Genomic DNA, 20,340 nt, shown 5'->3' with positions numbered 1-20,340 from the left:
GGTAGGATATGATGTACAAGTACCAAGCGTTCCTACGGAACGCCTGGTGATGACCTTGCAATGCTACCCACCAAAAGTCCCGATGGGACTAAGGAACATTTGCCTGTTCAAGCGTCCACGCTTGAATAATTGTACCAGGTGAGCGTCCACGCTCACGTTTTAAAACCTATGGTGTAGGCATAGACGCTTACAGAAATATAATTTCAAGTGTGGACGCTTGAACCGGCTAAAAAGCAAGATTATTATATACTATACGCTTTATGCAAGCAAAAATCGTCACTCTAAAAAACCAATATCTGCAAGCCACTGTAACCAACTATGGCGCACGCATTACAGGGCTTATTGTTCATGATAAAAATGGGAACCCAGTTGATGTGGTAACCGGCTTTAAAACAGTTGACGACTATTTAAAGGCTGCCGCGCCTTATTATGGCGCTACCATAGGCCGTTTTGCTAACCGCATTGCTAACGGGCAATTCACTTTAAACGGTACTACCTACCACTTGCCGGTTAATAACGGTGCCAATAGTTTGCACGGCGGCCGCGGTTTTCACGATAAAGTTTGGGAGATAGCCGATGCGCAGGACCAGCATATTGTATTCACCCTTTTTTCGCCTGATGGAGAAGATGGTTACCCGGGAGATTTGCAGGTGAAGGTTGTTTTTACGCTGATTGATAACGCCTTGATGATAGATTATGAAGCGACAACTAAAGCAGATACCGTAATTAATCTGACCAACCATGCCTATTTTAACCTGGATGGCGAGGGTAGCGGCGATGTGCTTAAGCATACCGTACAAATAAACGCCGATGCCTATACCAGGATAAACGAGAACCTGATCCCCACGGGTAAGCTATCGGCTGTGGCGCACTCGCCGTTTGACTTTAGAGAACCCAAAACCATTGGTGAGCACATTGATGCAAACCACGAACAACTTTTGATAGCCCGTGGGTACGACCATAATTATGTACTGAATAAAACAGAAGGGCAAAAATTAACCCCGGCCGCCAAGGCTACCGGCAAGCAAACCGGCATTACTATGGAGGTGCTGACCACCGAGCCGGGCATGCAGTTTTATACCGGGAATTTTATGAATGGCGCCAATACCTTTAAGGGGGGCAGCAAGGACGATTGCCGTACGGCTTTTTGTATGGAGACGCAGCATTTCCCCGATTCGCCCAACCAGCCAACGTTTCCGTCAACCGTATTGAGGCCGGGTGGCATGTTTAAGTCATCCACCATGTACCGGTTTGGGGTAACACCATAATTTAGCGCCTGCCGTCCTTTATTTCCTGCCAGTAAATAATATCCAGGAACATGTGGTTTTGTATGGCTACCTGCGCTTTTACTTTGTCCAGCTCGGCCTTTGCTTCATCTTCTTTCAGCGTGCTATCTATCGCGTAATAATAAATAGCATTGCCGGTTTGGCTGTTGATGAATTTAAAATGCTTGTTATCTGCTTTCATTGGTACATACAGTTAACGGGGTATATATTAAACGTTTGATCAGGCAAATTAGTTTGTGTGATATAGCTGCTTATAATGGAATTATTTAACCACAAAGTACACAGAGAAAGGACCACAAAGTACACAGAGGATTTTTTTAAAGATGAGAAGAAAGGCTTTGTACTCTTTGTGCAAACCTTCGTGAACTTTGTGGTTAAATCACCATTATGCTTTCCTGCTTAGCCATAATTAACAATATCTTCATACTGTATACGTTACCTTTGTATTAATATGAATTTTTTCAAAAGGAAAAGGATACTGCTGCCGGCTTTCATCATTTTTACGCTTTTAGCCGCGTACGCCCAAAAAATAAGGCACGAAAAGGAAACCATTACGGGTTATATCCGGGGTACCATGATGGACGAAACCTCGGGGATGGCGGCTTCAGGCATCAATAAAGATATTTACTATATCCATAACGATAGCGGCGATACCAGCCGTTTTTTTGCCATTACCCCCGAAGGCCAGTTAAAGGCTACCTACACTTTTAAAGGCGAAGCTACAGAACCACTTGGCGTGCGCGATTGCGAGGATATTGCCGTTGGCCCCGGTCCCGATACCAGCAAAAGCTATATTTACCTGGGTGATATTGGTGATAACCGGGCCGAACGCAAATACCTGACCGTTTACCGTTTTGAAGAACCAACCGTTGCCGGCCTGGATAGTGTAAAACATATTGACGGCACCCCTTTATACATTAAATACCCTGATGGCGCCAAAGATGCCGAAACGCTGATGGTTGACCCGGTTGAACGCTTGCTGTATATTGTATCTAAACGGAAAAACTCGGTAAGCATTTATACTACCCCGCTTAACTATCAGGCTAATGATACGGTAACGCTTACCAAACGCAGCACCATTAATTTAGGAGGTATACCACCGTTTAAATGGGTAACCGGCGGGGATGTTTCAAAAGATGGCAGCCAGATATTGCTGAGGAACTACAACCATGTTTTTTACTGGAAACGCCCCGAAGGGGTACCCGTATGGCAGGCGATGACAAAAAAACCGGCTAAGTTATATTACAAAAAAGAGAAGCAGGGCGAAGCTGTCGCCTTTGCGGCCGATGGCAAAGGCTACTATACTGCCAGTGAAGGGATTGGCGAACCGGTTTACTATTATCATTTAAGGTAGTCCGCAAGTCCGAAAAGACGGAAAGTCCGTAAGCAGGAGGATACGGTCTTGTATATTTTATCTTTTAGGACTTCCCGACTTACTGTCTTTCCGACTTGATCAATATCTTTCGGACTTCCCGTCTTTCCGACTTCCGGACTTTTTATTTATCTTCATGAAAAATTAAAACCACATGAAGAAGAAACTGTTTTCGACCATTGCACTGGTCTTTTGCGCGTTTTTAGTTTGCCTGGCCGTAGCGGCCGATTTAACCGGCAAATGGAGCGGTTCGCTTAAAACTCCCAATGGCTCTTTCCCGCTTAAATATACCTTTAAGGCCGAGGGTGAAAAACTAACAGGTACAGCCGATGGCGATCAGGGTTCGTTACCTATTACAGATGGTAAAATAAGCGGGAATAACTTCGTTTTTAACTTAGATTATAACGGTACTCCTATTAAAAACGCAGGCAAATTCTATGGTGATTCTATCACCGTAGATATGGACTTTAACGGTACCAACATGCACGGCGTGCTTAAACGTGTAGAAGAAAAGAAGTAATTTTTACAAAATCGATCATATAAAAACCTTGCCCAACCGCAAGGTTTTTATGTTTTACGGTTTTGGCTACAACAACCGCAGATTTGGCTACACCAGCCTATTTGTTACTGTGCACCTTTGTATTAACAAAATTAAACAGCAACAATATGAAAATTATAGTAACAGGTTCGTTAGGGCATATCAGCAAGCCGTTAACGCAAGAACTGGTAGAGAAAGGACATACGGTTACGGTGATCAGCAGCAATGCCGGCAGGCAGGCCGGGATCGAAGCATTAGGTGCAACCGCCGCTATCGGCTCATTAGCCGATGTTGATTTTTTAACCGAAACATTTACTTTGGCCGATGCCGTGTACACCATGGTGCCGCCAAATAATTATTTCGACCACAGCCTCGATCTTAAAGCCTATTACCGCGGTTTGGGTCAAAACTATGTAACAGCCATTGAGCAAGCTGGTGTAAAGCGTGTAGTTAACCTCAGCACTATTGGTGCCCATTTAGCCGAAGGATCGGGGATACTAATAGGCGCGCATGATGTAGCCCTGATGCTGGATGAATTACCCGCGGATGTATCCATTACCCATATGCGCCCAACATCGTTCTACTACAACTTGTACAGTTATGTACCTATGATAAAAAACGGTGGCGTCATCGCTGCTAACTATGGCGCGGATGATATCATCCCCTGGGTATCGCCCATAGATATTGCCTCTGCCGTTGCCGAAGAATTATTAGCCCCATTTACGGGCCGCAAGATCCGTTATGTAGCCAGCGAGGAATTAACCGGCAACGAAAGCGCCGCTATTTTAGGGGCTGCCATAGGAATGCCAGATTTGAAATGGATCATCGTGCCGGATCAGGACGTGATTAATGGCCTGGTATCTATTGGGATGAACCCGCAAATTGCAGCCGGATTAACGGAAATGTATGGTGCGCTTCATACTGGATTATTGTCCGAAGATTATTTCCGCAACAGGCCAGCGGTGATGGGTAAGGTGAAACTGGTTGATTTTGCAAAGGAATTTGCAGCAGCTTTTCATCAAAAATAAGTATATTGTAAATATGGCCGGTATGCAACCACATCGTTTTAAAACTATCAGCGAGTTTCACAAATTCAGGGGCTTGCCAAAACCCGAGCACCCGTTAATCAGCGTGATCAACTTAGCAGAAGTTACGCAGTTAGCCGCGGGTGAAGTAAGCATGGTCAAAGATTTTTATTCCATTGCTTTAAAAAGAAATTTTCATACCCGGATGAAGTACGGTCAGCAGGATTATGATTTTGATGAAGGGACGATGTTTTTCATGTCGCCAGGCCAGGTACTGCGCATTGAGGTAGTACAGGATACGGTAATACAGCAGTCGGGCTGGATGCTGCTCTTTCACCCGGATTTTTTATGGAATACCCCATTGGCCAAAACCATTAAGCAGTACGAGTATTTTGATTACGCGGTAAACGAGGCGCTGTTTCTGTCGGATAAAGAAGAAAATATCATTGCCGGTATCATGCAAAACATCCGGCAGGAGTACCATTCCAATATCGACAAGTTTAGCCAGGATATTATTATTGCCCAACTGGAGTTATTGCTCACTTACTCCGACCGGTTTTACCAGCGGCAATTCATCACACGGAAGATCAGTAGTCACCAAATGCTCAGTCGTTTGGAGGATTTACTGTCGGGCTATTTTAATAGTGATGCATTAGCCAAACAAGGCCTGCCTACAGTTACGTACGTTGCCAACGAGTTAAACGTATCGCCAGGGTATTTAAGCGGATTGCTTAAAGCTTTAACCGGGCAAAGTACCCAGCAGCACATCCATAATAAACTGATAGAAAAGGCCAAAGAAAGTTTATCGACCACGGCATTATCTGTAAGTGAAATTGCCTATCAGTTAGGTTTCGAGCACCCGCAATCGTTCAGTAAGCTATTCAAGACTAAAACTAAGGTATCGCCGCTGGAGTTTCGGCAATCGTTTAATTGATGGAACTAATCCAAAACATAGCGTAAATAATCATAAATTCTAAGCTCCGTTAGGAGCGACATGTTGGTAGCATAACACCACAAACGTCTTCGAGCTCCGCAGGAGCGGCATGGATTAACCACAAATACATGCCGCTCCTACGGAGCTTTTGCTTAGATGTAAATCTATGCTATCAACATATCGCTCCTAACAGAGCTATTTGCAATTGCCTCAACCTGTAAAGCCCACAAACTAATCCGTATATTTGCCGCTTAGTATAACACAACAATTTGAAATTAGAAGACTACGCCACCGGGCAACTGCTCCTGGTAAATAAACCCTACCGCTGGACCAGTTTTGACGTGGTTGGCAAAATCCGCAACGCTTTTAAGCCGCTAAAATTAAAGGTGGGCCATGCAGGCACACTTGATCCGCTGGCTACCGGTCTGCTCATTATCTGTACCGGGAAAATGACCAAGCAGATCGATACCTTCCAGGCGCAGGAAAAGGAATATACAGGCACTTTTACGCTGGGCGCTACCACACCAACTTACGATTTGGAAAGCGAACCAGAGCAGCAATTTGAAACCGCCCATCTTACAGAAGAACAATTGCGTAATGCCTGTCACCAGTTTATGGGCGATATACAGCAGTACCCGCCCGCGCATTCGGCTATAAAAATTGATGGCGAGCGCCTGTACGAAAAAGCCCGCCGCGGCGAAGAAGTAGAGCTAAGGCCCCGCAGCGTTACCATCAGTGAGTTTGAACTGACCCGTATTGAATTGCCCGAAGTAGATTTTAGAGTGGTGTGCAGCAAGGGCACCTATATCCGGTCGCTGGCTAATGATTTTGGAAAGGCACTGAATAATGGCGCTTACCTTTCGCGTCTGCGCCGTACCCGCAGCGGCGATTTTGATGTAGTCAACGCGCACGAGGTAATGGAACTGGTGGCATCAATTAGAGAATTGAAGGTTGATTCCACCGATTTGAGTACGATTTCACCGATAAAAGATTGATTTTACCAATTATCTTTGCACTAACACATCGGTGGAGCCACAATCCAAAATCTGTGAAATCACAAAAATAAATCGGTGTAATCATAGCATAATGAAGATCTACCATCATATTGATGAATTTAAGGCGATAGAAGGCGCGGTGGTTACTATTGGCACCTTTGATGGCGTACACCAGGGGCACCGCAAAATTATCTCTAATATTGTTGAACTGGCTAAAGCATCAGGCGGCGAAAGTGTGCTGCTGACCTTTTTTCCGCATCCGCGGATGATCCTGCATCCCGAAGACCAGTCGATCAAACTCATCACCACTATCGACGAAAAGGCCGGTTTACTGGAAGAGTTAGGCGTTGATCATTTGATCATTACACCTTTCTCCCGCGATTTTTCTAATCAAACCCCGCAGGAGTATATCGAAAATGTGCTGGTGAAACAGATTGGTACCAAAAAGATAGTAATAGGTTATGATCACCGCTTTGGCAAAGACCGCAGCGGCGGACTGGAAGACCTGCAGCGCCTGGGTCCGGTTTATGGTTTTGAAGTATTAGAAATACCCGAGCAGGACATTAACGAAGTGGCCGTAAGCTCAACCCGGATCCGCAATGCGCTGTTGGAAAGCGACATCGCTACGGCTAATACATTTTTAGGCTATCCGTTTTTCCTGACCGGCAAAGTGATCCGCGGCGACCAGATTGGCCGGCAGATCGGGTACCCAACGGCTAACATCCAGCCATTGGAAACTTATAAGCTGATCCCTGGCGATGGCATTTTTGCAGTTACGCTGGATATTGATGGCGAAGCTTATAAAGGCATGGCCTATATCGGTCAGCGCCCTACCGTTAACGGTATTACCCGCAATATCGAAGTCAATATCTTTGATTTCGACAGGGAGATCTATAACCAGAATATCTGCATGCAATTCCGGCACTATATCCGCGGCGATGTTAAATTTGACGGGCTGGATGCGCTGAAGGTGCAATTAGCGCAAGATAAAGTGGATGTGTTGACAGTGTTGGGTTGATAGCAGAATTTAACCACAAAGATCACAAAGATAGAATCAATGAAATAATTAAGGCTTTGTGTACTTTGTGCATCTCCCTTTGTGAACTTTGTGGTTAAATCACCACCATACCACAACAAAATTCAAATTCCTGCATTATTCTCTTTATATTGATCTGGGTATGAACCATGATCTGTCAACAAGGAACTAAAAGATGTCTAAACTACAGCTTGATAAACAGGAAAGTGAATTTTTAACCAAAACCATTGGGCAATGGGAAAAGGACGGATTGCTTAATGCCGATACCGCCGCTAACCTGCGCGATACGATAGAAGTAAAAGGTTTCGACTGGATGCGGCTGGCTAAGTATTCGTTTTGGATAGCGTTGTTCTGCGGGGTGGTAGCCTTTGGTTCACTGATCATTAACGATACGGTAATACGCTGGTTAAAAAGCCTGTATTATACCCCTGATGTGGTGATAGCCGCAGGATCGGGCATTATAGCCGCCGCATTTTTTTACTACGGCAGGCGCAAAGGGATAAAGAACCCGGAAAGGGTATTCAGTAACGAGGCTTTTATATTTACAGGCATATTGTTTACCGCCTGCTGCATAGCCTACCTGGGCAAAACGTTTGATAACGGATCGCACCATTTTTCTATCCTGTTTTTGATCTCGGTTTTTATATACGGCTTTTTAGGCTGGCGCTTTAACTCGCGGCTGATATGGCTTTTTGCTTTAATATCGCTGGGCAGCTGGTTCGGTACCGAAACGGGTTATCAAACCAAATGGAGTAATTATTTTTTAGGGATGAACTACCCGCTGCGTTTTGTAACCTTTGGCGTGATATTAATGGTAGCCTGTTACGCGCTGAAAAAGCAAAAATGGATGCAGTTTTTTTGGGAGCTGACCTATGTAGTAGGCTTGTTGTACCTGTTCCTTTCGCTATGGATGCTGACCATTTTTGGTAATTACGGCGCGCTGGATGCCTGGTGGGAAGTAAGGCAGATCAGCCTGTTTTACTGGGGCATTATATCTGCTACGGTAGCTGTTGGCTTTATGGTTTACGGCCTGAAACGCAACGATGTCATCGCGCGCGAGTTTGGGATCACCTTCCTCATCATATTCCTGTACACCAAATACTTCGAATACTTTTGGAAGGAAACCAATATGGCCATTTTCTTCTCCATCCTGGCAGCGTCATTCTGGCTGATAGGTCGCAAAGCAGAGAAGATCTGGAATTTGAAGGGTACAGACGATAAGTAAATTACAATTATTTGTCATTCTGAGCGATAGCGAAGAATCTACCGCCGTACATTGCGACTCTGCTTACGTGAGATTCTTCGCTATCGCTCAGAATGACAAGGCTACTTCACCACCAATTTCATCCTCGTACTCTCCACACCCCCCTGCATATCGCCGCCTTCCATCAGCAGGGTATAAGTGCCGGGTTTATCTGCTGTATAGAAAGAAACCTGGGCCTTGCCATCCTTACCGGTAACAATATTAGGCCGCCAGAATATAGTTGAACGGATATCCGGTAAAGCATTTTTTATTTTAACCGCCGTGTACTTTGGTTCGTAAAACTGGTTGGGGATAATAAAGGGGAGGGGTTTGTATACGTAAACACCCGGTGTGCTTTTGTAAAAAGGGCCTTTTCCCGCGCGCGTGGTTACTTCTATAAAGCAAAAATCAAACGGTTTTTGCAGGGGATGCATAAACTCCTGGAAATACCGGCCGCCATACCCGCCCGGCTGCATCACTTCAATGCCCTTCAGGTCTTCGGCCGTAAAATAATCGAGGGACGAGTCGTAGTGCTGTTTTGGTGTAACCCCGGGTGGGATATCCTTATGTACAGCTATACCATCAATCACCAAAATTAATATGGAACCCTGCACAACATAATATCTGCCACCCCTTTCAGAAAAACCCTTTACGTTGGCCCTTAATATATCACCGAGTGTAGTTTTACCGGCCTTTTCCATATCGGCTTCGTCCATGGCAAAATCCGCCTCGCCGGGGCCGTTCAGGTTTTTCGATTCCTTAACTATTTTTTTATCCTTTATGATCACCTCCTTTAAGGCGTGCATCCCCATCAGTTTTTCCTGTTCCAGTTTATAAGCCATGCGGTTATTCACCGCTTTAACACTACTGCTATCCAGGTTTACATACCCGGGGATAATGCGTTTAGCAATGGGGCTCAGGTTGGGCGGTACAAATTCCTGCATCTCTATGCCCACATTAAAACTCTTGCCCTTTTTATTGCGGGCCTGTATCACATAAGCGGCCGTATCTGATGGATAAATATTTTTAAAACTAAACTCACCTGCCGCGTTGGTTATGGTATCCAGCAGCATGCTTGGTTTTTTAGATAACAGCACCACGCCAGAATTAGCTACCCCCTTATTAAACATATTGGTCACCTTCCCATGTATGGTATATGATGATTCGGCGGAATAAGCAATAGGTTTGGGTAAGCCGAATACATTGCCCCAATCATAACTTACCCAGCCCTGGGTTAATAACAGATCGTCCAGTTGGCGGGCAGTTTCTTCGGTAGGGTTGGTGGGGAAGTAATAGCCGGGATCTTCTACATAGCCTTTCAGATCGGATGTGAGCAGCAGATGGCTAACCAGTGTGCCGCCTTTTAACGAATCGGCCTTTACCTGGTTATCATCCGTTACTGCCATAGAGAATATGCCTTGCACCGGCGCGCCTGTTTTATCGGTTACGGTAATATCCAAGCCTACACTATCACGCTTAGCGTAACTTTTTTTACTGCTGATATTGATACAAAGCCTGTCGCGATGATCGATAAAAATAATACGCTCACATAAGGGCTGCACACGTGCGTTTAATAAAGTAAAGCGGGTAATGCCCGATGGGAAAACCGACTTGCTGATTTTCAGCTGCCGGTTACCCTTATCCAGCCTTAACGAAAGACCATAACAACCCATCCCCCGCGATTGTGCCACCAGGTGATATATAACAGGTGCAGCCAGCAGATCGGGCGTGGCCATTATGTTAACGGTTATCGAATCGCTGTTAAGCGGGTTAAGCACACTCAGCACCAGTCCCGAACTTTTAACCACCGGCAGGGGATAAGTTTTACCGGTATTGTCCTGCGATTTGATCACCGCGGTATAAGTTTCGCCGGCCTGGGGCTGCAGGTAAAATTGGCCCATACCCAAATGCGCCGACTTAAAAGTAGCCACCTGCTGTTGTTTGCTATTGTAAATGGTGCCGGTAACGGCTACGCCCGTGCCATCCTCGCCTATAGCTTTAAAGGCGATTTTATTGTTCAGGCCGGCAACCAGCGCGCCGCCTTCGGGCATAAATTGCAGGTCGGTGCGCTCTGTACGGTTCAGTATCACGGGCACAAAATATTCGGCCCCGGTACCGTCTTTTTTTATTTCGGTCACTTTAACCGATAGCTTATTGGGGTCGGCTTTTTCGGGTAGCTGGAAATTAAAATCTAAAACACCGTCAACACCGGTCGAAAATTTATTGCGGAACCAGGTTTTCTTACCCTCGGTTAATGCCAGGCTTACATCGCGGGCTATAACGGGTTGTTGCTGCATGTTTTTAAATTCGAGCCCCATTTTAACATTCGGTTTGCCGTCGGCCTGCGCCAAATCTAAGTGTGAATTGATCAGCCAGCCCTGTCCCGATTCGATATTGGTAATGGCGAACTGCTTTTTAAAGATATAGTGCTCGTCATAATTGCGCATCCAGTTGGTATAGGCCCTCAGTGTATAGATCCCTTGCGGAAATAGATTGTCTTTCAAAAAAATATCGCCCCAGGCCAAACCGTGATATACGGATACCATGGCACGCTTTACCACTTTGTTGCTTTCGTCGGCTACTTCTACATACATTAAACCACTTTTGCCGGTCGACGCTAAATCGGTTGCGTTAAATACATAACCTTTAAACCACAGGGTATCTCCCGAATTATAGGATGATTTATCGGTTTGTACGTACACTTTTTCCAGGGCCGTATTTTCGGCATAAGCGTTAACCGAATTGATGATCTGCTGAATAACAGGTACCGGCTGTGTTTGTGCGGATGCCTGCATGGCAGCGCATAGCAAGGCGATAAAAGCCAGCCTTTTTATAAAGCTAAAGTAAGTTGATGTTATTGATATTCCGGAAAAATACTGGTTCCCCATACAGGCTTGGTTATAGGTTTTTAGGGTGGAGTAAATATAATGATCTGATCCTGAGAAAAGAAACCGAAATGAAATTGATTTCCTGAATAATTTTACCGGTGATTTATAGGCTAAAGGTAGGAAAGCCTGCTTTATCGTCTATATTTGGATATGAAAGCTAAAAATAAGCTAAAAGCTAAAGACAAGTTAACAGATGCCCTATTGGTGATATTAGGCATATTTTCGGCAGCTATGGGGTTAAAGGGTTTCCTGCTCTCCAGTCATTTTATTGATGGTGGCGTAACCGGGATCTCCATGCTGCTGGCCGATGTTACCCATATCCCCATCGCTATTTTAATTTTCATTATTAACGTGCCTTTTTTGTGGCTGGGCTATCGCAAACTGGGCTTAACTTTTGCCATTAAAAGTACACTGGCTATAGCTGGTTTATCACTTTGCCTGGCTTTTTTCCGTTTCCCTGATGTAACATCAGATAAACTGCTTACCGCGATATTTGGCGGGGTGTTTATCGGCACAGGTGTCGGCCTCTCTATCCGCGGCGGGGCTGTGCTGGATGGCACCGAAATTGCCGCTTTGCTGGTGAGCAAAAAAACCCAGGTAATGAAGGTAAGCGATGTGATTTTATCTCTTAATGTGGTGATATTTGGAGCCGCCGCGTTTTTATTAAGTATAGAGTCGGCCCTGTATTCTATACTCACCTATATGTCGGCCTCAAAAATGATCGACTTTATCCTTAATGGTATTGAGCAATATACCGGAATCACCGTAGTATCTGTTAAAAGTGAAGAGATCCGCATAGCCATTACCGAAAGCCTGGGCCGCGGGGTAACCGTTTACCAGGGCAAGCAGGGCTATGGCAAGGACGGCATGATCAACGATCCGCGCGATATTATCTTTACCGTAGCTACCCGGCTGGAGATACCTTCGGTAAAAAAGATGATATTAAGTATCGACCCAAAGGCCTTTATTGTACAGCAAAGTATTGATGATACTACCGGTGGCTTGCTGAAACGCAAAACCTTACATTAAGCCTCCCGGGCGAAACAAATAACAGGTTGATTGTTATCCTATCATATGATGAACCAGCGCATAAAAATTATACAGGGCGATATTACCAAACAGCATGTTGATGCGGTAGTGAACGCGGCCAACAGCAGCCTGATGGGTGGCGGCGGGGTTGATGGCGCTATCCATCGCGCAGGCGGCAAGCAAATACTGGACGATTGTATGGATATCATTAACCGCCAGGGACGCTGCAAAGTAGGCGAAGCGGTGATTACCACCGGCGGCAAGTTGCCTGCCCGTTACGTGATCCATACCGTTGGCCCGGTTTGGAACGGCGGCCATAAAAACGAAGCCGGATTATTGGCTAATTGATACAAAAACAGCCTGCAACTGGCGGTTGAAAAAGGTATTAAAACCATTGCCTTCCCCAATATCAGCACTGGCATTTACCACTACCCCAAAGCCGAAGCCGCCGAAGTAGCTATTACCGCGGTTACTGATTTTTTGTCGGGTAATAAGGAAATTGATGAAGTGGTGTTTGTGTGTTTTGATGAAGAGAATTTGAGGTTGTATGAGGGGTTGATGAGTAAGTAATTATGTCTGCATTTCATTAGGCCGGGTAAATCAGTTATGAAAGTCAGTGGATGTCACTTTTTTCGTAATGTTTTTATTTTTTAAAGGCACTCAAGAGGGCTATGCCGTTTTCTTTTCGCGAAAGAAAAAGTAACCAAAAAGAAAAACCGCGGCTTGGTTATCTTCTACGAATGGTTTGTGCTTTGGCAGGGACAGTGGTACCCGAAGATTCCCGATGCCGCATTTAGGACGGTTATTAAAGGTTCATCACAACAGTAATCGCAAATCCAATCGGCCGAAGGCCGATCAGGAGCGTAGGCCCGTCAAAAAAGCGGGCCGGCGTTGGCGGGAATGTCTGTGGCAACCGCCTCCGGCGAAAGGTTTGCCACAGCAGGGCGGGCTGAAGCTTTTTTTTGACTTGGGTTTTTGGTTACTTTTGGGCCAAGCCAAAAGTAACAGCCCTCCGCGGCAATTGAGCGGACTGACGTTAATTTATAGCAGAACTGCCTAATCAAACCACTCTGCTAACAGTCAATTGCGGGCGATAACATGGCAATTGACTGTTAATTAATAGCTAACTCCCTAACTCCAAAATCCGGTCAAACTCCTCGGCCTTTAGTGCCATTACCGATAAACGGCCCTGGCGCACCAGGCCAATATCCTTTAGTTGCGGGTCGGCTTTTATTTGTTCAAGGGTTACCGGGTTTTTCAGGCTTTGCACGGGTGCAAGGTCAACTACTACCCAATTTGGGTCGCTGGTGGTGGGGTCCTGGTAAAAGGATCTAACTACTTTGGCTATACCTACTACGGCCTTGCCTTCGTTACTGTGGTAGTAGAGCACCAGGTCGCCTTCCTGCATTTCGCGCAGGTTATTGCGGGCCTGGTAGTTACGTACGCCATCCCAAAAGGTGCGGCCCTCGCTTAAAAATTTGTCCCAACTATATTTTACAGGTTCGGATTTTACAAGCCAATGGTTCATTGATGATATGATTTTTGAATGGGGTAAAAATGCGGAAAAGCGGGGAGAAATGGAAAGATTTTTGGTGGATATGGTTAGGGTGGTTATCTTGCATTATCGAATATCTTGATGGCCACAAGCAAGTACGTATGCTGTAACGCAGGGGGAGACCAATAACATGAAATTTGAATATAAAATCACAAGAACACTCAAAACTCCAGCTGATGTTTTAGAAAAAAAAATTATCACTTACTTAGCAAAGAACCACTATCGGATCACTGAAAAAGGCATTGGCTATGTAATTTTTGATGAAGATGAGTTTAGTGATAGGAAAAAATCCCGATCGGATTTTCATACAAGACTTGCAGAGGGCAAGTTTGTAATTAATTACTCAAACGATCAGGAAGTAAGTGTAGAGTTAATTTATCTTACATCGGTTTCTTATTATGTCGTTCTTGTTATATTAGCTTGTTTATTTGGCATCTACACGCATAATATAATTATGCCAGTTGTATGTTCAGTTGCTTTAACACTCCCAATTTTAGTTAAGATTTTTTATCTGAATGAGACTGTTTTTGACGAAATAATAGAATGCTGATCTTCCCATCTTACAAATCCAACTAAGGCCCTTTACTATGCGCAATACATTATTTTCATCAATATTGCTTATAATAACAATCAGTACCTTTGCCCAAACCCCCAAATTAAGCAGCGGTACCATTCAGCATATCGAAAACTTTCCATCCAAATTTGTGCCTGCCCGTAATGTAGATATCTGGCTGCCGGATGGTTACGATGCCCATAAAAAGTACGCCGTGCTGTACATGCACGATGGTATGGCCCTGTTTGATGCATCCATCATGTGGAATAAACAAGAGTGGGGCGTAGACGAAACCATAAGCAAACTACTGGCCGAAAACAAGATCAAAGACTGCATAGTAGTCGGCATTTGGAACGGCAACGCCAACCGCCACCGCGAGTATTTTCCGCAAAAGCCTTTTGAAAGTCTGCCTGCAAAAACGCAGGATTCCATTTACAACATTAAAGCCGGCGATAACAAATTGTTTTCGGGCAAGATCCAGTCCGACAATTACCTGAAGTTTTTGGTGCAGGAATTAAAGCCTTATATCGACAGCCATTACCCGGTGAGGAAGGATGCCGGTAATACCTTCATCGCCGGATCAAGTATGGGCGGACTGATCTCGCTATACGCCATTTGCGAATATCCAAAGGTATTCGGCGGCGCGGCTTGCTTGTCTACCCATTGGCCGGGTATTTTTGCAGCAGATAACAACCCGGTACCTGCCGCTTTTATGGCTTATCTAAGCAAACACCTGCCATCGCCACAGCGCCATCAAATCTATTTCGATCATGGCGATCAAACCCTGGATGCCTTGTACGCGCCATTTCAGCAACAGGCTGATTCGATCATTCAAGCCAAAGGATACACCGCCAAAAATTGGCAAAGCCTGGTATTCCCCGGCGCCGATCATTCCGAAAACTCCTGGCGTAAAAGGCTGGATGTGCCGGTGTTGTTTTTGTTGGGGAGGTAATTGGTGCAATGATGATTTAACCACAAAGGTCACTAAGAAATAAATCAGTTCATTGACACAAAGGACACTAAGATTTTTCTTGTTATATAACACTAAGGCTTTGTGATCTTTGTGTAAAAACCTTTGTGGCCTTTGTGGTTAAATCGTCACCACGTTTTCAACTGATAAGTCTTTTGTGGTTAAATTACCAACAGCAAATCCCGTAATCCCGATAATCTGTTTAATCAAGGTTCAGACAATCCCAAAAATCATGGTTACTTTTGCACCATGTTAACCCTGCGCCAGCTTTTTTTAGCCAATAATGCCCAAACCACTAACTTCCCGCTGTTGTTGGAGTTTGAAAGGGCCGAAGGTGTTTACCTGTACGATAAGGACAATAAACCCTATATCGATCTGATTGCCGGCATCGGCGTAAGTAATATCGGGCACGGGCACCCCTACGTAATTGAAGCTATTAAGGCCCAGTTAGATAAATACATGCATCTGATGGTATACGGCGAATACGTGCAAACCCCGCAGGTTAAACTGGCCGAAAAACTGGTGTCCTTGTTGCCCGAAACCTTGCAGTCGGTTTACTTTGTAAACTCGGGTGCCGAGGCTGTTGAAGGGGCGATGAAACTGGCCAAACGCTATACCGGTCGCGCGGAGATACTGGCCTGCCATGGTTCGTACCACGGGAGCACCCAGGGCGCGCTCAGTTTAATGGGTAACGAGGAATACAAGCAGGCATACCGCCCGCTGTTGCCGGGCATTGGCTTCATCCGTTTTAACGAGATGGCCGATCTTGACCAGATCACCAATCAAACCGCCTGCGTAGTAATCGAAACCGTACAAGGCGAAGCCGGCATCCGTGTGCCCGATGCGGCCTATATGCAGGCGCTCAGTCAACGCTGTAAGGCAACAGGTACACTGCTGGTGCTGGACGAGATCCAGGCCGCCATGGGCCGCACAGGCAGGTTGTTTGCCTTTGAGCATTACGGCATAGTGCCCGATATTTTGGTATTGGCCAAAGCCCTGGGCGGCGGTATGCCACTGGGCGCGTTTGTAGCATCTCATGAAATCATGTCGGCGTTAAAGGAGAACCCGATGCTGGGGCATATTACCACCTTTGGCGGTCACCCCGTATGTTGCGCGGCCGGACTGGCAGCGCTGGAGGTATTACTGAACGAAAATTTAATCGATAGCGTTGCCCCGAAGGAAGCGTTGTTCCGTGAACTGCTGGTACATCCGGCCATTAAACAGGTGCGGGGCAAGGGCCTGATGCTGGCGGTTGAACTGGCCGATTTCGATCTGAATAAAAAGATCATAGACCGCTGTATTGCTAACGGCGTTATTACCGATTGGTTTTTGCATTGCAGTAATTCCATGCGCATTGCGCCGCCGCTGGTGATCACCGAAGCGCAGATTGTGGCGGCTTGTGGCGTGATATTGGAAGCTATTGAATATTATTCGCCGGTATAATTTTATCTAATTGATTTCAATCGGGCATTTCATCATTAAAAACGGTAAATTTGCTGCCGGAAACTGATCGTTTGATGCCCCATATGCGTTTTATCATATTGTGTTTTTTTTGCTTGAACTTATGCCTGCAAGCCTTTGCCCGGCAGGATACAGCGGCAATAAAACCACGCCGTGATACCATCCACACAGGCGGTATGAACGTGATCGATTCGGTAGCCGCCGTAATGGCCGCCCGTCAAAAATTTGTGGACGATTCCCTGTCCATGCAGTTTATCCGCTACCCCGATTCTACCCGTGTAAACCAAATGGCGCGGGCCATCATGAATGATAGCTCCCTGTTTTACAAAGGCTATGGTTTTTTGGATATCCAGCTTGCCAATAAAAGCGTGGTAAAAGAGGGTACCGACCGCATGAAGCGCGACCCCTGGACCATCGGCGTCATCATCTGCCTGTTGTTATATGCAGGCATCCTTAATTTTGTAATGGATAAGGATATTGATATCGTTTTCCGTTCGTTTTATAACAAGCGGTCAGTGCAATCGGGTAAAGAGGAAAGTCTGCTCAATTCGCGCGCGTTTTTAGCGCTGTTTATCCTGTTTGGCTTAATATCCGGTCTGTTTATTTACCAGGTATCCGTAGCCAAGAACAGGTATTACCCTATATCGGGCTTCCAGTTGTTTGCATTTCTATCGGTTATTATTGTGGTGTTGTTTGCATTAAAATTGCTGGTATTAAGGGCAATCGGCTTTATTTTTAACGTAAATAAAATAGTAGGCGAATACATATCCATCCTATACCTCACTTATTTTAATATCGCCTTTGTATTTTTGCCTTTAACGCTGTGTTTCTGTTTGTTACCGGCACAACTTACCCCGGTTATTTTAATAGTGGCGCTTATTTTAACTATCGTAATTTTTGTTTGGCAGTATCTGCGCAGCAGTGTAAATATTATTTCGAATTTTAGATTTCATAAATTTTATTTATTTATCTATCTTTGTGCCCTCGAAATTTGCCCTGTTTTAATACTAATAAAGGCACTGAATATATAGGACTTAGGTAATAGTTAGAACGATTATAAGTTGGAAGATAGAAAGAAAAAGGTTAAAAGCATATTGGTTACTTTGCCCAAGCCGGAAAATGACAAGAACCCTTATGCCGAACTGGCTAAAAAATACAATCTGAAGATTGATTTTAGGTCGTTTATCCACGTAGAGGGTGTACCTGCAAACGTTTTCCGTAAAGAGAAGATTAACCTGGCCGATTTTAGCGCGGTGATTTTTACCAGCCGTAACTCTGCCGATCATTTTTTCCGTATTTGCGAGGAAATGCGCTTTGAAGTACCGGTAGAGATGAAATACTTCTGCCTGACAGAGAATATCGCGCTTTACCTGCAAAAGTATATTCAGTACCGTAAACGTAAGATCTTCTTCGGGAAGCAAACCGCCGCCGATTTGGCCGAGGTGCTGAAAAAGCATCATGCCGAAAAGTTCCTGTACCCATGTTCGGATGTGGCTGCCGAAGAAACCCAGAAATTTTTGCTGGATAACGGCTACAACTTTACCCCCGCGGTTTTATTCCGCACCGTTTGCAGCGACCTGAGCGACCTGGCCGAGGTGTTTTACGACATTATCGCCTTCTTTAGTCCGTCAAGCATCCAATCGTTATATAAAAACTTCCCTGATTTTCAACAGAATAATACCCGTTTGGCTGCCTTTGGCGCTACTACCCACAAGGCATTGCTGGAAGCCGGACTGATACTGGATATACCCGCCCCAACGCCCAACGCACCATCCATGACGATGGCTATTGAGCAGTATATTAAGCAGGTAAATAAATAACAAAAGGTACCGGGCATTTAAAAACCACCCTGTTTTTTTTATAGATATTTTAACATAGCCGAAACTTTATTTCGGCTATGTTCGTATTAAGACTATCCGGGGCTTTACACGCCGCGGTTAATAATAAATGGGTGATAAATAGGTGCCAGGGGCAATAAAATGTTATTTATTTTGTTCTTTACAACAATTTCAAGCCTTTTATCAAAACATTTTTATAATTTAATTACTCAAAATTTAATATATTCGGGGGCTAATTGATGCTATTGCATATTTAACCGATTTGATTTAACGATGAAGCAGATATATTTTCTATTGGCTATACTGGCTTGTGCGGTTGTTTTTGGCTGTAAATCTTCAGGAGATGGCAGCAGGGGAGAGTTAAGGCCCCCGGCACGAAGAGCCTTTCGTGCAGAGATACCTTACGGCATGGTTTATATCCCCGGCGGCTCTTTTTTGCAGGGACAAACAGATCAGGATGTAACGTTTGCACAAATTACCCAAAACAAACAGGTTACCGTTGCTCCGTTTTTTATGGACCAAACAGAGATAACCAATGCACAGTACAAAATGTTTGTGAATTGGGTACGCGACTCTATCGCTATCACCAATTATTTAAATGATGATAAATACTATATAAAGCCCAAAGGCGCTGCTGCCGCGGCAGCCAATACCAGCGGCCGTAAATATATAGACTGGGCCAAGGTGAGGCAAATACCGATATGGCCAAGCCGCAAAGGTAAACCCAACCAAAACGGTGCTAAGTTGCAGGGTATGTATTACCAGGGTGATGACCGTGTGTTTGACCGCGACGAAGTGGATATACGCCTGCTGAAATACAACTACTCTACCCTGATATTACGCGATGCCGCTAACTGGCGTAACGATAAAACCAAAAAACGTTCGGACTTTATTTTGCGCGATACCGTGCCGGTTTACCCGGATACACTGGTATGGCTCAGCGATTTCTCTTACGCGGCTAACGAACCGATGGTACAGGGCTACTTCTCGCACCCGGCTTTCCGTAATTACCCGGTAGTTGGTGTAACCTGGAGGCAGGCAAGGGCCTTTAACATCTGGCGCTCACGTTATAACGATGCTTATAAAGATAAAATAGGGCAGGATCACCGCCAGCCTTACGGTTTACCTACCGAAACAGAATTTGAGTACGCTGCCCGTGGCGGGCGTATCGGTACCGATTACCCTTGGGGCGGTCCTTATATTAAAAATGCCAAAGGGTGTTTAATGGCCAACTTTAAGCCCGGCCGTGGTAACTATACCGACGATGGTGGTACTTATACGGTAAACGTACGTTCGTATTTCCCTAACGATTACGGCCTGTATAATATGGCAGGTAACGTAGCCGAATGGACACAATCGGCGTATGACGAATCGGCATCATCATTTGTGCACGATCTGGCGCCTACATTTAACTATGAGGCTAAAGCTACCGATCCCGAAGTGTTGAAACGTAAAGTGGTAAAAGGCGGATCATGGAAAGATATCGGCTATTTTCTGCAAAACTCATCCCGCACTTTTGAATATCAGGATTCGGCTAAATCATACATCGGTTTCCGTAGTGTAACCAGTTACCTGGGCCGCGATATTAAAGACAAGCGCTAACCGCACAATTAATAA

18 protein-coding genes and 1 pseudogene are annotated in these 20,340 nt (G+C 45.1%); 16 read left to right on the top strand and 3 right to left on the bottom strand.

The window, feature by feature from the left end:
- The first annotated feature begins 260 nt into the window (after positions 1-260).
- Positions 261-1,268, top strand: a complete 1,008-nt coding sequence (locus tag AC07M6_RS12980) for an aldose epimerase family protein (RefSeq protein WP_494890012.1) — start codon at positions 261-263, stop codon at positions 1,266-1,268.
- A 1-nt stretch (position 1,269) separates the two neighbouring features.
- Here AC07M6_RS12980 and AC07M6_RS12975 read toward each other — a convergent pair whose 3' ends face one another.
- Complete coding sequence (locus AC07M6_RS12975) at positions 1,270-1,467, bottom strand: hypothetical protein (protein ID WP_494890010.1); 198 nt, start codon at positions 1,465-1,467, stop codon at positions 1,270-1,272.
- A gap of 270 nt (positions 1,468-1,737) precedes the next feature.
- Here AC07M6_RS12975 and AC07M6_RS12970 point away from each other — a divergent pair, with 270 nt between their 5' ends.
- The 7 genes from AC07M6_RS12970 (at position 1,738) to AC07M6_RS12940 (ending at position 8,411) form a co-directional block, all read left to right on the top strand.
- Complete coding sequence (locus tag AC07M6_RS12970; protein ID WP_494890008.1) at positions 1,738-2,640, top strand: hypothetical protein; 903 nt, start codon at positions 1,738-1,740, stop codon at positions 2,638-2,640.
- Positions 2,641-2,812: 172 nt separating this feature from the next.
- A complete protein-coding gene (locus AC07M6_RS12965) occupies positions 2,813-3,178 on the top strand; it encodes a hypothetical protein (protein WP_494890006.1) in 366 nt (121 codons plus the stop codon).
- A 146-nt stretch (positions 3,179-3,324) separates the two neighbouring features.
- Positions 3,325-4,224: an NmrA family NAD(P)-binding protein gene (locus AC07M6_RS12960; protein WP_494890005.1), complete on the top strand. Its 900-nt coding sequence runs from the start codon at positions 3,325-3,327 to the stop codon at positions 4,222-4,224.
- A 13-nt stretch (positions 4,225-4,237) separates the two neighbouring features.
- Positions 4,238-5,155, top strand: coding sequence for a helix-turn-helix domain-containing protein (locus tag AC07M6_RS12955; protein ID WP_494890003.1), 918 nt, complete (start codon positions 4,238-4,240; stop codon positions 5,153-5,155).
- A 269-nt stretch (positions 5,156-5,424) separates the two neighbouring features.
- Complete coding sequence (truB, locus tag AC07M6_RS12950; RefSeq protein WP_494890001.1) at positions 5,425-6,150, top strand: tRNA pseudouridine(55) synthase TruB; 726 nt, start codon at positions 5,425-5,427, stop codon at positions 6,148-6,150.
- 91 nt (positions 6,151-6,241) lie between these two features.
- On the top strand, positions 6,242-7,168 hold the full coding sequence (locus tag AC07M6_RS12945; RefSeq protein WP_494889999.1) for a bifunctional riboflavin kinase/FAD synthetase: 927 nt from the start codon (positions 6,242-6,244) through the stop codon (positions 7,166-7,168).
- A gap of 193 nt (positions 7,169-7,361) precedes the next feature.
- Positions 7,362-8,411: a DUF2157 domain-containing protein gene (locus tag AC07M6_RS12940; RefSeq protein ID WP_494889997.1), complete on the top strand. Its 1,050-nt coding sequence runs from the start codon at positions 7,362-7,364 to the stop codon at positions 8,409-8,411.
- Between the two features lie 101 nt (positions 8,412-8,512).
- On the opposite strand, the gene AC07M6_RS12935 is transcribed toward AC07M6_RS12940, so the two are convergent.
- Complete coding sequence (locus AC07M6_RS12935) at positions 8,513-11,317, bottom strand: hypothetical protein (RefSeq protein ID WP_494889995.1); 2,805 nt, start codon at positions 11,315-11,317, stop codon at positions 8,513-8,515.
- A gap of 150 nt (positions 11,318-11,467) precedes the next feature.
- Here AC07M6_RS12935 and AC07M6_RS12930 point away from each other — a divergent pair, with 150 nt between their 5' ends.
- Both AC07M6_RS12930 and AC07M6_RS12925 read left to right on the top strand, forming a co-directional pair.
- Positions 11,468-12,346 carry a YitT family protein gene (locus AC07M6_RS12930; RefSeq protein ID WP_494889994.1) on the top strand — a complete coding sequence of 293 codons (879 nt, stop codon included), beginning with the start codon at positions 11,468-11,470 and terminating at the stop codon, positions 12,344-12,346.
- Between the two features lie 45 nt (positions 12,347-12,391).
- Positions 12,392-12,916 (top strand): annotated as a pseudogene (locus AC07M6_RS12925) (O-acetyl-ADP-ribose deacetylase).
- Positions 12,917-13,469: 553 nt separating this feature from the next.
- Here the strand turns inward: AC07M6_RS12925 and AC07M6_RS12920 are convergent.
- Positions 13,470-13,874, bottom strand: a complete 405-nt coding sequence (locus AC07M6_RS12920; protein ID WP_494889992.1) for an EVE domain-containing protein — start codon at positions 13,872-13,874, stop codon at positions 13,470-13,472.
- Positions 13,875-14,031: 157 nt separating this feature from the next.
- Between AC07M6_RS12920 and AC07M6_RS12915 the strand changes: the two genes are divergently transcribed.
- The 6 genes from AC07M6_RS12915 to porK all read left to right on the top strand — a co-directional run bounded on the left by AC07M6_RS12915 (position 14,032) and on the right by porK (position 20,325).
- Positions 14,032-14,451, top strand: coding sequence for a hypothetical protein (locus tag AC07M6_RS12915; RefSeq protein WP_494889990.1), 420 nt, complete (start codon positions 14,032-14,034; stop codon positions 14,449-14,451).
- Between the two features lie 64 nt (positions 14,452-14,515).
- Positions 14,516-15,406, top strand: a complete 891-nt coding sequence (locus AC07M6_RS12910; protein WP_494889988.1) for an alpha/beta hydrolase — start codon at positions 14,516-14,518, stop codon at positions 15,404-15,406.
- A 267-nt stretch (positions 15,407-15,673) separates the two neighbouring features.
- A complete protein-coding gene (locus AC07M6_RS12905) occupies positions 15,674-16,867 on the top strand; it encodes an aspartate aminotransferase family protein (RefSeq protein ID WP_494889986.1) in 1,194 nt (397 codons plus the stop codon).
- Positions 16,868-16,950: 83 nt separating this feature from the next.
- Positions 16,951-17,916 (top strand): DUF4271 domain-containing protein, encoded by a 966-nt coding sequence (locus AC07M6_RS12900; RefSeq protein WP_494889984.1) that lies wholly within the window; start codon positions 16,951-16,953, stop codon positions 17,914-17,916.
- A gap of 30 nt (positions 17,917-17,946) precedes the next feature.
- A complete protein-coding gene (locus AC07M6_RS12895; protein WP_494889982.1) occupies positions 17,947-18,705 on the top strand; it encodes a uroporphyrinogen-III synthase in 759 nt (252 codons plus the stop codon).
- Positions 18,706-18,996: 291 nt separating this feature from the next.
- Complete coding sequence (gene porK, locus AC07M6_RS12890; protein WP_494889980.1) at positions 18,997-20,325, top strand: T9SS ring complex lipoprotein PorK/GldK; 1,329 nt, start codon at positions 18,997-18,999, stop codon at positions 20,323-20,325.
- The last annotated feature ends 15 nt before the right edge of the window (positions 20,326-20,340 follow it).

It is taken from the genome of Mucilaginibacter sp. GW821-FHT07H05 (assembly GCF_059418485.1).
Note: the sequence above shows the minus strand (reverse complement) of the source record. Positions and strands in the feature narration are given on the sequence as shown.

Coding starts and splice junctions, on each gene's coding strand:
- AC07M6_RS12975 (WP_494890010.1), bottom strand. CDS start 1,467: ATGAAAGCAGATAACAAGCATTTTAAATTCATCAACAGCCAAACCGGC.
- AC07M6_RS12955 (WP_494890003.1), top strand. CDS start 4,238: ATGGCCGGTATGCAACCACATCGTTTTAAAACTATCAGCGAGTTTCAC.
- AC07M6_RS12900 (WP_494889984.1), top strand. CDS start 16,951: ATGCGTTTTATCATATTGTGTTTTTTTTGCTTGAACTTATGCCTGCAA.
- AC07M6_RS12915 (WP_494889990.1), top strand. CDS start 14,032: ATGAAATTTGAATATAAAATCACAAGAACACTCAAAACTCCAGCTGAT.
- AC07M6_RS12930 (WP_494889994.1), top strand. CDS start 11,468: ATGAAAGCTAAAAATAAGCTAAAAGCTAAAGACAAGTTAACAGATGCC.
- AC07M6_RS12960 (WP_494890005.1), top strand. CDS start 3,325: ATGAAAATTATAGTAACAGGTTCGTTAGGGCATATCAGCAAGCCGTTA.
- AC07M6_RS12970 (WP_494890008.1), top strand. CDS start 1,738: ATGAATTTTTTCAAAAGGAAAAGGATACTGCTGCCGGCTTTCATCATT.
- AC07M6_RS12935 (WP_494889995.1), bottom strand. CDS start 11,317: ATGGGGAACCAGTATTTTTCCGGAATATCAATAACATCAACTTACTTT.
- AC07M6_RS12945 (WP_494889999.1), top strand. CDS start 6,242: ATGAAGATCTACCATCATATTGATGAATTTAAGGCGATAGAAGGCGCG.
- AC07M6_RS12940 (WP_494889997.1), top strand. CDS start 7,362: ATGTCTAAACTACAGCTTGATAAACAGGAAAGTGAATTTTTAACCAAA.
- AC07M6_RS12920 (WP_494889992.1), bottom strand. CDS start 13,874: ATGAACCATTGGCTTGTAAAATCCGAACCTGTAAAATATAGTTGGGAC.
- AC07M6_RS12905 (WP_494889986.1), top strand. CDS start 15,674: ATGTTAACCCTGCGCCAGCTTTTTTTAGCCAATAATGCCCAAACCACT.
- AC07M6_RS12980 (WP_494890012.1), top strand. CDS start 261: ATGCAAGCAAAAATCGTCACTCTAAAAAACCAATATCTGCAAGCCACT.
- AC07M6_RS12965 (WP_494890006.1), top strand. CDS start 2,813: ATGAAGAAGAAACTGTTTTCGACCATTGCACTGGTCTTTTGCGCGTTT.
- porK (WP_494889980.1), top strand. CDS start 18,997: ATGAAGCAGATATATTTTCTATTGGCTATACTGGCTTGTGCGGTTGTT.